14 protein-coding genes are annotated in these 14666 nt (G+C 65.6%); 10 read left to right on the forward strand and 4 right to left on the reverse strand.

The genetic code is table 11. The features are described 5' to 3' along the window. Window positions 1–24 precede the first annotated feature (24 nt). From Ga0102493_RS00590 to Ga0102493_RS00610, 5 genes are read left to right on the forward strand one after another with little or no spacing between them, the layout of a single operon-like run. Entirely contained in the window at window positions 25–993 is a 969-nt protein-coding gene (locus Ga0102493_RS00590) for a thiamine pyrophosphate-dependent dehydrogenase E1 component subunit alpha (protein WP_034905869.1), read from the forward strand. Window position 994: 1 nt separating this feature from the next. Continuing rightward, the gene (locus Ga0102493_RS00595; RefSeq protein WP_034905867.1) at window positions 995–1981 is read left to right on the forward strand and encodes an alpha-ketoacid dehydrogenase subunit beta; all 987 of its coding nucleotides are present in this window, start codon (window positions 995–997) and stop codon (window positions 1979–1981) included. A gap of 17 nt (window positions 1982–1998) precedes the next feature. Then, window positions 1999–2229, forward strand: coding sequence for a biotin/lipoyl-containing protein (locus tag Ga0102493_RS00600; RefSeq protein ID WP_034905866.1), 231 nt, complete (start codon window positions 1999–2001; stop codon window positions 2227–2229). A gap of 10 nt (window positions 2230–2239) precedes the next feature. After that, a complete protein-coding gene (locus tag Ga0102493_RS00605) occupies window positions 2240–2626 on the forward strand; it encodes a nuclear transport factor 2 family protein (protein ID WP_034905865.1) in 387 nt (128 codons plus the stop codon). 16 nt (window positions 2627–2642) lie between these two features. Then, window positions 2643–3566: an SDR family oxidoreductase gene (locus Ga0102493_RS00610; protein WP_034905864.1), complete on the forward strand. Its 924-nt coding sequence runs from the start codon at window positions 2643–2645 to the stop codon at window positions 3564–3566. A gap of 6 nt (window positions 3567–3572) precedes the next feature. Here the strand turns inward: Ga0102493_RS00610 and Ga0102493_RS00615 are convergent, their stop codons facing one another. The 3 genes from Ga0102493_RS00615 to Ga0102493_RS00625 are packed head-to-tail and all read right to left on the reverse strand — an operon-like array spanning window position 3573 to window position 6569. Next, entirely contained in the window at window positions 3573–4370 is a 798-nt protein-coding gene (locus Ga0102493_RS00615) for a sugar phosphate isomerase/epimerase family protein (RefSeq protein ID WP_034906002.1), read from the reverse strand. Window positions 4371–4380: 10 nt separating this feature from the next. Continuing rightward, entirely contained in the window at window positions 4381–5133 is a 753-nt protein-coding gene (locus tag Ga0102493_RS00620; RefSeq protein ID WP_034905863.1) for an SDR family NAD(P)-dependent oxidoreductase, read from the reverse strand. 8 nt (window positions 5134–5141) lie between these two features. Further along, the gene (locus Ga0102493_RS00625; RefSeq protein ID WP_034905862.1) at window positions 5142–6569 is read right to left on the reverse strand and encodes an aromatic ring-hydroxylating oxygenase subunit alpha; all 1428 of its coding nucleotides are present in this window, start codon (window positions 6567–6569) and stop codon (window positions 5142–5144) included. A gap of 139 nt (window positions 6570–6708) precedes the next feature. Here Ga0102493_RS00625 and Ga0102493_RS00630 point away from each other — a divergent pair, with 139 nt between their 5' ends. Then, on the forward strand, window positions 6709–7260 hold the full coding sequence (locus tag Ga0102493_RS00630) for a VOC family protein (protein WP_034905860.1): 552 nt from the start codon (window positions 6709–6711) through the stop codon (window positions 7258–7260). Window positions 7261–7517: 257 nt separating this feature from the next. Here Ga0102493_RS00630 and Ga0102493_RS00635 read toward each other — a convergent pair whose 3' ends face one another. Continuing rightward, window positions 7518–8327, reverse strand: coding sequence for a helix-turn-helix transcriptional regulator (locus Ga0102493_RS00635; RefSeq protein ID WP_174544526.1), 810 nt, complete (start codon window positions 8325–8327; stop codon window positions 7518–7520). 137 nt (window positions 8328–8464) lie between these two features. Here Ga0102493_RS00635 and Ga0102493_RS00640 point away from each other — a divergent pair, with 137 nt between their 5' ends. From Ga0102493_RS00640 to Ga0102493_RS00655, 4 genes are all read left to right on the forward strand, one after another. Then, on the forward strand, window positions 8465–10087 hold the full coding sequence (locus tag Ga0102493_RS00640) for an AMP-binding protein (RefSeq protein WP_034905858.1): 1623 nt from the start codon (window positions 8465–8467) through the stop codon (window positions 10085–10087). An 82-nt stretch (window positions 10088–10169) separates the two neighbouring features. Then, window positions 10170–10646 (forward strand): hypothetical protein, encoded by a 477-nt coding sequence (locus Ga0102493_RS00645; protein WP_069297407.1) that lies wholly within the window; start codon window positions 10170–10172, stop codon window positions 10644–10646. 133 nt (window positions 10647–10779) lie between these two features. Next, a complete protein-coding gene (locus tag Ga0102493_RS00650; protein ID WP_034905854.1) occupies window positions 10780–12909 on the forward strand; it encodes a TonB-dependent receptor family protein in 2130 nt (709 codons plus the stop codon). 13 nt (window positions 12910–12922) lie between these two features. Next, window positions 12923–14569, forward strand: coding sequence for a PepSY domain-containing protein (locus Ga0102493_RS00655; protein ID WP_051698353.1), 1647 nt, complete (start codon window positions 12923–12925; stop codon window positions 14567–14569). The last annotated feature ends 97 nt before the right edge of the window (window positions 14570–14666 follow it).

Consider the following 14666-nt stretch of genomic DNA (forward strand, 5'->3'; position numbering starts at 1 on the left):
CAATCAGAGGAAGGCTCTTCCCCAATGGCCGAAATCGACCGCGACAAACTGCTCGACATCTACACCCGCACGATGAAGGTGAACCGCACCGACGAGAAGTTCCGCGAGCTTCTCATGCAGGGCAAGGTCGCGGTGATGTATTACTGCGTGCGCGGGCAGGAACTCGTCTCCGCCGCCGCCATGGCCGCGCTCGAGGACGACGACTATGTCGTCTGCACCTATCGCGGGCAGGGCGAACAGACCGCCAAGGGCATCCCGATGGAGAAGTGGTGGGGCGAATGCCTCGGCAAGGCGACCGGCACCTGCAAGGGCAAGGGCGGGACCATGCACATCACCGACCCCGAGACCGGCATCATGGTGACGACCGGCGTGGTCGGCAGCGGCATCCCGATCGCCAACGGGCTGGCCATGGCGAGCCAGAACAACGGCGATCGCCGCGTGACGCTGGTCAGTTTCGGCGACGGGGCTGCCAATATCGGAGGCTTTCACGAGGCGATGAACATGGCCCAGCTCTACAAGCTGCCGGTCGTCTTCCTGTGCCAGAACAACCGCTATGGCGAACACACCGCCTATGCCGATCACACTGACAGCAAGACCATCGCCGAGCGCGCGGCGGGCTATGGCATGCGCGGCGTGACGGTGGACGGCAATGACGTGAACCAGGTCTACCCGGCGGTGAAGGAAGCGGTCGACCGAGCCCGCGCGGGCGAGGGTCCGACGCTGGTCGAGGCGATGTGCTACCGGATGATGGGTCACTTCTTCGGCGCGGACTTCAGCTACATGCCGGCCGAGCACATCGAGGAGATGAAGAAGGAGGACCCGCTGCCCAAGCTCAGGAAGGTGATGCTCGAACGCCAGTTCACCGAGGAGGAACTGGACAAGATCGTCGCCGATATCGACGAGCAGATCGATGCAGCGGTGCAGCACGCGCTCGACGCGCCGCTGCCCGATACCGATGAAATCTACAAGGACGTGTTCGAGGAGGTGAACTGACATGGCCGAGATCACCATGACCCAGGCTCTCAACCTCGCGATCGACGAGGCGATGGCCGAAGATGACGGCGTCTTCTGCCTCGGTGAGGATGTCTCCGCGAAACAGGGCGGCGGCGTGTTCAAGGTCACCGCCGGCCTGACCGAGAAATACGGCGAGAACCGCGTGCGCGCGACGCCGATTTCGGAAACCGCCATCGTCGGCGCGGCGGTGGGTGCGGCGCTCGCCGGGCAGCGGCCCATTGCCGAGATCATGCTGATGAACTTCGTCGGCGTGTGCATGGACCAGATCGTCAACCACGCGGCGAAACTGCGCTTCATGTCGGGCGGGCAGACTCCGTGCCCGATCGTGATCCGCACGACGACCGGCGTCGGCGTCGGCTTCGGCGGGCAGCATTCCGACATGCTGGAGGCCTGGTTCGCCCATGTCGCGGGCATTCACGTGGTGACGCCGTCAAACGCGGCCGATGCGCGCGGCCTGATGCGCTCTGCGATCGATGCGAACGACCCGGTCATCTTCATCGAGAACATCCTGTGCTACGGTCTCAAGGCTGAGGACCCGGGCAAGGGTTATCGCGTCCCGCTCGGCAAGGCCGCGGTCGCGCGCGAGGGCAGCGACATCTCGCTCATCACCTATGGCCGCACCGTTCTCGACGCGCTCGAAGTCGCGGGCGAACTCGACAAGGAAGGCATCAGCGTCGAGGTGATCGACCTTCGCACCATCGCGCCCTACGACGAGGAGACGGTGCTTGCCTCGGTCAATAAGACCGGCCGCGCGCTGACCCTGCACGAAGCGGTCCGCCCCTTCGGCACCGGGGCGGAGATCGCCGCCAATATCCAGGAAAAGTGCTGGGACAAGCTCAAGGGCCCGGTGCGCCGGATCGGCGGGACATTCTCGGCGGTGCCCTTCGCGAGCCACCTCGAACAGGCGTGGATCCCGACCAAGGAAGAAATCGTCGGCCAGATCAAGGCCAGCGTCGGCAAGGCTTAAGGGGAAAGAACCGAGACATGGCAACCGAGATCCGCATTCCCAAGCTCGGCATGAGCGCGACCGAAATGACCCTCGTCGAATGGATGTTCGGCGATGGGGAAGAGGTCGCCAAGGGGGACGTGATCTACACCGTCGAAACCGACAAGAGCACGACCGAGATCGAGGCGCAGGCCTCCGGCACGATCCACCCCACCGGCGAGGAGGGCAAGGTCTACAAGGTCGGCGATCTCATCGGCACGATCGATTAGGCGCGCGCCGGTGCCCTCGCCGCGCGAGATGCTCGCCGCGATCTACGACGCGGCCCGCGCGCGCGACTGGGAACGGGCCGAGGCGCTGATCCATCCCGATTTCGTACTCCACGAGGCCGAATGCCTGCCCTTCGGCGGCGAATGGCGAGGCAGGGACGCGCTGCGGCGCTGCGCCGCGGCGATGTATGCGACATGGGCAAGCGCTGCGGTCGAAATTCACGACATCACCGGCGGGGAAAGCCACGCGGTCGTCGTGCTCACTCTGACCATGACTTCGAAACGCACCGGCGAGACCTTCGCCCAGACGGTCAACGAATGCGGCAGCTTCGAGAACGGGCTGCTGAAGGAATTGCGGATCCATTATTTCGACGCTGCCGAAGTCGCGGCGAAGGCCTGAACGGGAGCAAGCATCAATGACTATCAGCAAGGTCTGCGTGCTCGGCGCGCCGGCGGATCAGGGCCAGCCTCTGGTCGCCGAACTGATCGGACACGGTTTCGAGGTGACGGCGGGCGTGCGGCGCGAGAACGCGATGGCCGATACGCCCTTTCCCGATCTGCGATGCGTCCATGCCGACATCACCGATGCCGATGCAATGGCCTCGGCCTTTGCCGGACAGGACGCCGCCGCGTTTCACCTGCCGTTCGAATTCGACCGCGCAAGGGCCACCCATTTCGGACGGCAGATCGCCGAGGGGGCAAAGCGCGCGGGGTTGAAGAAGATCGTCTTCAACACGGCCTGCTATGTCGCCGACCACGATCTCGACCTGTCCGCCCATGACGGCAGGCGCGACATCGAACGCGCGCTCGAGGAGACGGGCATACCCTGCGTCTTCATCGAGCCGACCGTGTTCATGGACAACCAGTACCGCATCTGGACCCGCCCGCTCATCATGCGCGAGGGGATCTTCGCCTATCCGGCCAACCCCGACCTCAAGATCAACTGGGTGTGCCTCGAGGATGTCGCGCAGGCCATGCGCCGGGCGCTCCAGACCGATGCGGCGGACGGCATGCACGTGCCGCTTGGCGGACCGGAGGCGCTGGTGGGCGACGAGGTCGCTGCGAACCTGTCCGAGGCGACCGGAAGACCGGTGCGGTTCCAGAGCCTCGCGCCCGAGGAATTCGCCGCGCGGATGAGCGAGCTTGTCACCGGATCGCGCGAAGTCCAGCCGCTCAGCATCTATGACGGCATGGCGAAGTTCTACGCCTTCTACAACACGCAGCCGGTCTCGCCGCTATTGGTCGATCCGGGGCACGCGCGCGACCTGCTCGGAATGGAGCACACGCAGCATCTCGAATGGGCGAAATCGAAGGACTGGGACGCGGGGCTGCCCGGCTGACGCGCCTCAGTCGGCCTTGTCCAGAAAGGCGCGGCTGGTGCGCAGCACCTCGGCGGCGCGTTCATTAAGGTCTCGGAACGCCTCGCGCAGGGCAGCGGAACGCTCTTCGACGGCGCAGGGAAGTGTATCGGGCAGCGCGTCGAGCATCGCGCCGACTGCCAGCCCGCCCTTGCCCAGCGGCATCCGGCGGTTCACCGCGTCGTCGATGACGTCATCGGGATCGTCGAAATCGGGCGGCTCGCCCGGGGCATCGCAGGGCTGGCAATAGGTCAGCCATTCGCGCGGGATCGCCGCGAGGTCCTCCGCCGTCCCTTCCGAGCGCGACCAGTGGAGCGTATCGACGAGCAGCGCCTTCGCTTCGCCATCGACCGTGTCGAGTATGGCGCGCGCATCGTGGATCGTCTTCACCTCGGTGAACAGGCCGAATTCGAGATTGACCCTGACGCCGGTCCCTGTCGCCCGGTCGACCAATGTCTGGAACTTGGCCGTGGTCGAAGCCGGGTCGGGATCGCTCGAGACGCACAAAAGGTTGCGAGCGCCAAGTTCGGCGGCGATGTCGACGAGCTCGGTCAGCCACGGATCGGCCTCCCCCGGCTTGATCCAGGCGACTTCGAGATCGAGCAGATCAACGCCTGCTTCGGCCAGTTGTCGCCGGATCGCGCACGTGGTCGCAGGGGTCCAGCTTTCCTGTTCAGCCCACATCCCGCCGAAATCGAAACCCGCGCTCGCCGCTGCCTCGACCAGCTGCGAAGGCGTTGCTTCGGGCATGATGCCTGCCGCAAGCGAGACGAGGCGGCGGGTCATGGGCACCTGCTCACAGGGTCTGCCCGTCGTCGAGCACGAAATCGGCGCCGGTGACGAATTCCGCCGCGTCCGAACACAGGAACAGGACCGGCCCGTCGAGGCCGCTTTCCTCCATCAGCCGCTTTCGCGGGAAGCGGGCGATCTGCTTGCGGCCCGGCTCGGTGTCGAACCATTCGTCGTTGATGGCGGTGCGGATATAGCCGGGCGAGATCGTGTTGACGCAGATCCCCTTTCGCGCCCATTCGCGCGCCATGCTGCGCGCGGCCTGCACGACGCCCGCCTTGCTCGCGGCATAAGCGACTAGCCCGGGCGCGGGCTCGAACGCGGTGATCGAGGCGACGAGGACGATGCGGCCATTCGTAATGCCCGCCGCCATCATCCGCTTCGCCCCCTCGCGCGCGGTCAGGATCGCGCCCTTGAGATTGATCGCAAGCGTGCGTTCGATCTCCTCCTCGCTCATCTCTGTCATCAGGCCCGCGCCGTCGATACCGGCATTGGCGATGACGGTATCGACCGTCCCGAAGGCGGCCTGTGCGGCGTCAAAGCCAGCGATCACGTCCGCTTCGCGCGCGACGTCCATCGCGATCGCGGACGCGTTCGACCCGATCTGCGCGGCCAGCGCTTCGAGCCGGTCCTTGCGCCGCGCGCCCAGCGCGACGCGTGCGCCATTGGCGGCGAGGATGCGCCCGAACCGCGCGCCCAGACCCGATGACGCGCCCGTGATGAGCGCAGTGCGCCCCGAAAGATCGACTGTGATGCTCATGGCGCCGGCTACTTAGTCGCCGGAAGCTCGCCGTCGATATATTTCTGAAGCGTGGTCTGGAAATGGCGCACCCGGCTGTCCTGGTAGTGGCCTAGTTCCATCTTCCCGTCCTTCATCGCCTTCATGCCTTCCTGCACGTAAGGCAGGTTGGCCATGTCCTGGTCGAACACATTGGCGAGCGCGGGCCCCATCTTGTGGGCGGCCCACGCGAAGGGCTCGTCATCGGGGATATAGGTCATCTCCACCGCGCGCGGGCGCTCTTCGCCCTTCTTCGTGGGGAAGAGCAGGCGGATTTCCATGATGCACCAATCGGGCGTGTCGCCGGGCAGCCAACGATAGACCAGGGTCGGCAGGAAACCGATCCACGGGGCGAAATTGGGGAAGATGTTGTAGGTGTGGTTGTCGAGGATCTCGGTGTCGGCGGCGTCCGAATAATCGTAGCCGTACTGTTCGGCGAAGCCCTGTCGCCCGGCCTCGGCCAGCACCTTGCGCGCGGCGAGCGGATCGTCCGGATCGTAGCCTTCGGCCCCGCCTTGCCCGGCGGTGAAGCGGCGATTGGTCTGGGCATCGTCGCCGCCCGAAAATTCGTTCATCTTCTCGAGCACGTAGTCGGAATTCTTACCCTTCACATGCGGGCTGAGGACGCCCGAGGGCGTGATCGCGCGATTGAAATGATCGCCGATGAGGTCGTAGCGCGTGTTCGCATCGCCGAGAAAGCCAAGCAGCTGCGGGTGCGTGGTGATCGAATGCCAGGCTTCCATGAAAGCCTCGGCCGTCGCCTTCCAGTTCGCCGGGATCTTCTTCTGCACCCACATGCCGGTATAGCGATTGCCGAAATCGTAGCGTTCGTAGTGCGAGGCGGCAGGACCCAGCCATGTCTTGAAATCGGGCAGGTCGTGGTTCTCGGTAAGCATCACGAAGCCTTCCCAAAGCTCGACGCGGGCTTCGGGCAGGGTCATGTCCTTGCCCTCGAGATGCTTGAAATCCCAGGCGCAGGGAATTTCCTTCAGCGACCCGTCATTGCGCCAGGTGAAGCCGTGGAACGGGCAGCGCAGCTGGATCGAATTGCCGCTCTCGGTGCGCAACTTGCGGCCGCGATGAAGGCAGGCATTGTAGAACGCCTTCACCCCGCCGTCCTTCTGCCGGACAAGCAGGAAGCTCTTGCCGGCTACGTCGAAGACGACGCTGTCGCCCGGTTCCGGCATCTCGTCCTCGCGCGCGGCGAAAAGCCAGACATTGGGCCACATCTTCTCGCGTTCGAGACGGGCGAATTCCTCCGAGATATAGGGCGCGACCGAGATCGGGTCGTCGGGCATGTCGATGTTCGATTCCTCGAACAGGTAATCGGGAGGCGTGCGCGTGTCGCCTTCGAGCATCTCGGTGTAGCTGATGCCGGGGCACCGGTCTTCGCGCGCGACATGCTTGATCTCGTTCATGGGTCCTCTCGATCCGCTTGGGGACTCTCCCGGCCGCTCCCCCCGGCCATTCGGAGCCTCGCAAATTGTGCAGTGTCTCTCCAGCCTAATATCACACAGCTTCGCGCCCGGTCATCCTAGCGGATTGGAGAGGACAGGCATGGTTATCGTGGGCAAGGCGGAGGCGAAGGGGCTGAGCGAACTGGGCGAGGTGATGCAACTCGCCTTCGTACCGGACGATTTCGATGCTGCTGTGAGGCACTGGACCGAGGTCATGGGGGTAGGCCCGTTCCACCTGATGGAAGGCATCCATCTGGAGGGCATGAAATATCGCGGCGAGCCGACCGAGGCGGCGTTCGACCTCGCGCTTGCCTATTGGGGAGACATCCAGGTCGAACTGATCCGCCCGCGTGACGAGCACCCCTCGATCTATCGCGGCCAATATGCCGATGTCGATGGCGGCCTGCACCATGTCTGCATTCTCGTCGACGATATCGAGGAGGCCCGCCGCGTCTGCGACGCGCGCGGGGCCGAAGTGGTGATCGAGGGCGCCCTGGGCGACAGCCGGGTGATCTATGTCGACCCGGGCCGCGGCCCGGGCAGTCTCGTCGAGATCCTCCAGCAGGGCGAGAGCGGCCCGGGTCTGTTCGCGATGATCAAGGCCGCGTGCGAGGGCTGGGACGGGAGCGAGCCTTTGAGAAGGTTGGGCTAGGGGGAAGTTTTTTGTTTTCCGCGCGCCATCCGGCGGGCGGTCCTTGCCAGACGCGCAGCAGAGCTGCGCTCGCTGCGGCTCGGCCGCGTGGGCTCGCGGTCGCTGCGCGACCGGGGCCAGCCGCTTCACACGTGAATTCGTGCTGACCCGGCGGCGCAGCCGCCGCAAGGGCGAACGCCCGCACTCAAATGCCGGTAGCCCCGCCTCGGCCGGGCGGAGGAGCAGCACCGAGGAGAACGCGCGGGTGCGCGTTCAAATCAATCAGACGCCCCCAGATAACCCAGCTGGCCGGCCTTGAAGATCGTCTGCGCGCGGTTGACGCTGTCGAGTTTTTCGCCCGCACGGTGGATGTGATAGCGGATCGTCGCGTGGCTGCGGCTCAGGATCATGCTGATTTCCTTGTCCGTCTTGCCGATCGCCGCCCAGCGCAGACATTCGACCTCGCGTTTGGACAGCACGCAGTCGGACGGGATTCTCCTTTTCGTGCGCATCGCCTGGACATAACCCGCGACGAAGCGACGCACGACCTGCGCGAAAAGCTGACCGTAGGCTGCGAATTCCTCGGACAGGTCCTCCTTCGCGCGGTCCATCGAGATGAAGCTCGACGCCGAGATCTGGCCGAAGGGCAGGTGCACCGGCACTACGATCGCTGCCTTGCACAGCGCGCGCTTCTCGAAATCGGTAAGGTCGATCTCTTCGAGATAGCAATTGCGCCAGCCGGTATTGAAGCGGTGCTCGTTCACCCAGAACGGCTCCGATTCGTACCGACAAGCGCGCGGCAGCGGAGAATGGAGAGCGAGCCGGTGATCCTCCCACCAGCGTGCGCCGTCGTCGAGCCAGCGAAAGATGTCGGCGTTGAGGATCGTGCCGTCGGCATCGACCATCGGCTCCTTGGACGAAATGTCGTCGCACACCGCGATCTGCATCCCGCGTTCCTGCGCGATGCGGGCGAGCGCGACGGCGGCATCGTGGATGTCCTCGGGACAGGTGATGGTGACTTCGTCGAGCAATTGCTCAATCGTTTCGCGGCCATGCGGCACGCGCAACTCTACGACATTGGTGCTCACTGGTTCCTCTCCTCCGGTTGGTCCCGTCTCGCCCAGCGTAGCTTAATTCTATCGATTCGCCTCGCACTTTACGCAGGGGAATTGCGGATTAGGGCACTCTAGGCGAAAGATATGAAAAGGAAAGGAGCTTGGCGTTCATGAGCTGGTCGGGATCGAATTTCGGTGTTGCCCTTCGCGCAATCGCCGCTGCGGTCGAGCCGGAGCGGCCGGCGATCGTTCACGGCGATCGTGTGGTGACCTGGGGGCAGCTCGATGCGGAGACGGACTGCATCGCGGCCGGGCTGCGGAGGAGGGGTCTGGTCCCAGGCGATATTGCGGGTCAGATGCTGCGCAACACGCCCGATTACCTGCTCGCCTATTTCGGCTGCGTGAAAGCTGGCGTGGCCCCGGTCAACGTGAACTATCACTACAAGACGCGCGAACTTGCCGATATCGCCGCGCGCTTCGGACTGAAAGCGATCTTCACCGAGGCCGATTTCGCCGACCTTGCGCGCGAGGCGGTGCCCGAGGGAACCCAGGTGATCGACCTCTCGGGGGCAGAATGGGACACGTTGTGCAGCGAAGAGCCTGACGATGATTTCGCGATCCACGACGACCCGCAGGCGCTTTTCCTGACAGCGACCGGCGGGACCACCGGCATGCCCAAGGCGGTGATGTGGCCGATGGTGGAAGCCTGGCAGGCGTTCAGCATTTCGGTCTGGCAACGTGGCCCCGGACAGCCGCCCTTCGTCGCGTCTTCACTGGAGGAGCAGGTCGCAGAGGCCGCCAAGATCGGCCCCGATCATCCGGCAAGCACCTCGCCGCTGCTGCTGCTTTCGCCGTTGATGCACGGGGCGGGACAGTTCACCGCCGTCATCCATCTGCTCAAGGGCGGGACGCTCGCCCTACTGCCTCATCCCAGGTTCGACGCCGACATGGCGCTCGACGAAATCAGGCGGATCGGGGCCAAGGGCGTCTTCATCGTCGGCGACGCCTTCGCGCTTCCCATTGCCGACCGGCTCGACGAACGCGGCGATGCGGCGCGCGTCCTGCCGAGCCTGCGCTCGATCACGTCCTCGGGGGCGGTCTTCTCGCCCTCGCTCAAGCAGCGCCTGATCGCCCATCACCCCGGGCTGATGATCGTGGATGCGCTGGGATCTTCCGAAAGCTCAGGAACGGGCATCGTCATCACCACCGCGCAAGGGTCCACGGGCGGGGGCAAGTTCCAACCGTTGCCGGGCCGCGAGACGAAGCTGTTCGACGAGAACCTCACCGAAATTCCGCCCGGGAGCGACGGCGTCGGTATCGTCGCGCGCACGGGGCCGCTGCCGCTCGGCTATCTCGGCGAGGGCGAGAAGAACCGCCAGACCTTTCCAGAAATCGGCGGGCGGCGCTGGCTGATGACCGGCGACCGCGCACGCTGGGCGTCGGACGGGAGCCTCGAATTCATCGGCCGCGACAACATGTGCATCAACACCGGCGGCGAGAAGGTTTTTCCCGAGGAGGTCGAGGCGGTGCTGATGGAGCATCCCTGCGTACACGATTGCCGCGTCGTCTCGCTGCCCGACGAACGCTTCGGGCGCAAGGTCGTCGCGGTGGTGGAACTGCATGGCGATGCCGATCGCAAGGATCTCGAGGACGCGCTCGATGCCCATGCCCGCGGGGGGCTGGCGGGCTACAAGATCCCGAGGCTCTATATCTTCACCGGCACCTCGCTGCGGCTCAACAACGGCAAGCCCGATTACAAGACCGCGCAGCGACTCGCCGACGAAGCCGCCTGACCCGGGCGCGTCGATCATGTTGCAAGACCCGCGCGCGGTCGATATTGCAGTGGTTTCGACATCGGAGAAAGACTGCCCCCTCATGCGCTCTGCCGCAACACGTCTTGCGCGTCTACTGCTGCTCTTCGCCGCCTTTGCCGCTTGCGTGCAGTGGACGATTCCGCATGGCTGGATGATCGCCTCGGCGCATGAGGTGGCCGGGGAAGATGTGCCTCTTCTCGCTCCCTGCCCTGCGACCTCGCCCGAACTGGCGAAGCTGGCCGAGCGCGCATCAGGTTCCTTCCGCGACCATCACGCCCATCACGGCGCAATGGATTACTCGGCGAAGGGCCACGGCTCTGATGACGCCGAGGGCAAGGACGCGATGCACGGCGCCGCGCAGGCGCAATGCGATTTCGCAGCAATCGGCGCGCCGGTCCTGCCGCCCGATTCGCCCGACATCGCCGCGCCCGCCCCGCAGGGAGCCGCAATGCTCCCCGCTTTCCCCGAGGCCATGCCCGGCCGCGGCCTCGCCGCGCCGCCGCCGCCGTCGACCGGACCCCCGCTTCCCCGAGCATAAGACCTGAACCGTCCGCGCGCCCGCGATCCTGCGGCGCTTCGGGCTCATGTCCTGCCCTGCCCGATGCGGCGGGGCTGCGCCCCCAGTCCGGCAGATTGCCGGTGCGGTGCATCGCTCCAGGGATTACCATTCAATGCACGTTCTTTCCTTTGCGCGGCCGCTGGTCGCGATTACGCTCCTTTCCTGCCCCGCCTCCCTCCTCCACGCGCAGGGCATCGGCCAGCGCCAGGACGAGATCATCGTCACCGCGGCCGCCGCCGGTTCGCCCACCTCGCCCTCGGTCGAGGAAGCGCGCGAAGAGCTCGAACGTATCCCCGGCGCGATCGGCGTCGTCGAGGATGAGGGCTTTGCCGACATCTTTGCCCAGTCGATCGGCGACACGCTGGAGCTGACCCCCGGCGTCTTCGCCGACACCAGCGCCCAGCGCGAAAGCCGCATCTCGATCCGAGGGTCGGGCCTCAATTCCTCTTTCGAGCGGCGCGGGTTGATGGTGTTACGCGACGGTATCCCGATCAGCCGCGCAGCGGGCAACACCGAGTTCCAGGAGATCGACCCGCTCACCATTCGCTACATCGAGGTGTTCAAGGGCGCGAACGGCCTGCGCTACGGCGCGACCCAGCTGGGCGGCGCGGTCAACGTGGTGAGCCCGACCGGCCGCACCGCGCGCTCGCCCATCGCCGTGCGGGCCGAGGGCGGTAGTTTCGAAACCTTCCGAGGCAATGCCTCTTTCGCGGGCGAGGGCGAGAACACCGATTATTGGCTCGGCGTGACGGGGCTGACCAGCGACGGATATCGCGAGCACAGCGATGTCCGCAGTCTGTATGGCCACGGCAATTTCGGCTGGAAGGTCGCGGACAATATCGAGACGCGCTTCTACGTCACCGCGCTGTCGGACAATTTCGAACTCGCTGGAACCCTTACGCTCGAGGACGCGCTCGCCAATCCCACTGCGGCAGGGCGGCCGGTGACGATCGGCCCGTTCTTCCCCGGCGGGCCGGTAACAGTGCTCGATCCCGGTCCGGTGGCGGACGACTGGGACCGCAATCTCGACGTGATCCGCGTATCTAACCTCACCGTGATCGACATGGGTGGCGCGGATCTCGAACTCGGCGCATGGTATTCGCGCCGCAGCCTCGACCACGCGATCACCCGCTTTGCCGGGATCATCGTGCAGGGCGAGGACGAGGTCGGCGGCTCGATCCGTCTGACCGGCGACCTTCCCTTCCTCAGCGCCCAGAGCCGCTGGCAGGTAGGCGCGATCTACGCCTTCGGAAGCAATGACGCGCAGACATACGAGAACCTTTCGGGCGAGCGGGGTGCGCTCCGCACCCGCTCGGACCAGGATTCGGAAATGCTGATGACCTATGGGCAGCTCGATCTTGGCCTGACCGACAATTTCACCCTCATCGCGGGCGGCCAGTATGCCCGCGCGGTTCGTGACGTGGAGGCGATCGTCGACACCGTCTCGGGTCGCGGCGAATACGACCAGTTCAACCCGCGCGTCGGCGTGCTGCTCGATGTGTCGGAGGACATCCAGGTCTTCGGCAACGTCAACCGCAGTTTCGAGCCGCCGAGCCTTGCAGACCTCACCTCGGGTGGGGCATTCCCTTTCGCCCCGCTCGATGAACAGCGCGCGACCGTGTTCGAGATCGGCACGCGCGGCGCCAAGGGCGTGTTCTCATGGGACGTCGCGGCCTACCGCGCGGAGATCGAGAACGAGTTTCTCGACTTCGCAGTGCCGGGTGCGCGCGGGCTTATCACCGTGACGGGCAATGGCGACCGAACGATCCACCAGGGGCTTGAGGCGGGTATCGACGTTCGTCCGGCCAAGAACACGCTCGAGGCGCGAGGCCAGTCGCTGCGGCTTTCGGCGGCCTATACCTTCAACGATTTCACCTTCGAGGACGATGCGACCTATGGTGACAACCAGCTCGCGGGCGTCCCACGCCACGTGCTGATCGCCGAGGCGCGCTTCGACCAGGTGGACGACTGGTATCTATCCGCCACCCTGCGCTTCATCCCCGAGGGTCCGTGGGCGGATTATGCCAATACCGAGCGGGCACCGGGCTACGAAACGGTCCAGCTGACCGCGGGCGTCGCCGTGTTCGAGGACTTCATCCTGTTCGGATCGGTCGAGAATCTGTTCGACACCGTCTTCATCTCGAACCTCACCACGGTCGCCGACCAGTCCGCCACCCCGTCCGCCATCTATACCCCCGGCCAAGGCCGCGCCTTTTTTGGCGGCATCCGGGCGCGATTCTGAAGGAGCATCTGCCATGTCGCTGAAGAACAGATCTGCGCGCTGGTCCAATTCCAAGCACCGCTGGCTTGCGCTGGTGGGGGGGATCAGCCTCTTGGTGTGGGGCCTTTCCGGCCTCACTCACATCGCAATGGTGATGTTCGGGCCGCAGCAGGCTCAGTTCATGCCGCCTGCGGCTGAGGTCGAATTCACCGATGCGCGGCCGATTTCGGAAACCCTCGCGGCGAACGGGATCGCACAGGCGGTTGCAGTGAAGACCGTGCCGTCGCCCGATGGCAAGGCGCTGTGGCAGGTGACCGAGGAGCCGATGGCCGAACGCCGCTATTTCGCACCTTCCGACGGGCGCGAAATCACGGGTGGCGACCGCACTCAGGCGGAATTCATCGCCCGCCACTTCCTCGCCACCGACCGAGAGGTCCTCTCGGTGAGCCTCCAGACCGAATTCGACGCGGACTACCCGTGGGTCAACCGCCTGCTGCCGGTGTGGAAGGTCGAGTTCGCGGGCGACGACCGGCTGACCGCCTATGTCCACACCGAGACATCAAGCCTCGCGGCTGTGAACAACAGCACCAAGGAGGCGCTCCAGACCGCGTTCCGCGTGTTCCACACCTGGGAATGGGTGCCGCAGGGCATGGACTGGCTGCGCGTCGTGGTGATCGGCCTAATGGTCGCGAGCCTGCTAGCGCTCGCTGTGACTGGCATCGCTATGCTAGTGACGGTTCGGCGCAAGAAGCGCGCGCCGGGCGCGAAGGGCTGGCACCGGATGGCGGGCTATGTCCTCGCGCTGCCGCTCATCATGTTCTCGGCCAGCGGCATCTACCACCTCGTCCAGTCCGCTTTAGTTCCGCCGGCCTCGCAGCTGCGCATGGGCGAACCGGTCAACGTCGCGAGCGGCGCCTGGCCGGTCGAGCGCGACTGGGCGGCGCTCTCGCAGGGCCGCGACATCACCTCGGTCGCACTGGTCGAGGGAGGCGCGGGCGAACCGCTCTACCGCATCGGGCTGAAGCCAGCTCCCGGCAGCATGGGCGGCGGCGAACATGATCACGACGGCGGCGAGAAGGCCGACGGCATGGCCGGGCATGACCACGCGAGCATGATGGCGAGCGAAGCCGAAGCCGCACCCGTCACCGACGACGAAATCCGCGAGGCGCGCTTCACCGGCATCAGGCCCGATGGCCCCGCGATCTATCTCGACGCGGCGACCGGCGAGGTCGTGGAAGAGGGCGACCGCGACCTTGCGCTCGCCGTCGCGCGGCGCTTCTCGGGTGCTTCGGACGGGACGGTGGCGAGGATGGAGCTCGTCACCCGCTTCAGCCACGAATACGATTTCCGCAACAAGCGTCTACCGGTCTGGCGGGTCGATTACGGCGAGCCAGTGAACGCCACCCTGTTCGTCGATACCGGCGCGGGCGTTCTGGTCGACCGGGTGGCCGACTGGGAAAAGCCCGAGCGGTGGGTGTTCGGCATGATCCACAAGTGGAACTTCCTCTTCCCGCTCGGGCGGCTGGGGCTGAACGTGACCGTGGCGGGTTTCGTAATCGCGCTGATCGCGCTGATGGCGATCCTCGGGCTCAGGATGGATCTTGCCCACAGGCTTCGCGGGAGGCGCCCGAAAGCGGGGGAAGCGCAGCCCTTGCCGGGCGCGGAGCAGCCGGCGGAATGAAGAGGGCGGCCGGCCCGTCGCGGGTCGCCGGGCCCGCCGCGCTTTCCGACGCGGGGTGTCCTGGTTGCTTCTATCGGACGGAATGGACGGCGGGGCG

The sequence above is a fragment of the Erythrobacter litoralis genome (genome assembly GCF_001719165.1).
In the GTDB taxonomy this organism is placed as follows: domain Bacteria; phylum Pseudomonadota; class Alphaproteobacteria; order Sphingomonadales; family Sphingomonadaceae; genus Erythrobacter; species Erythrobacter litoralis.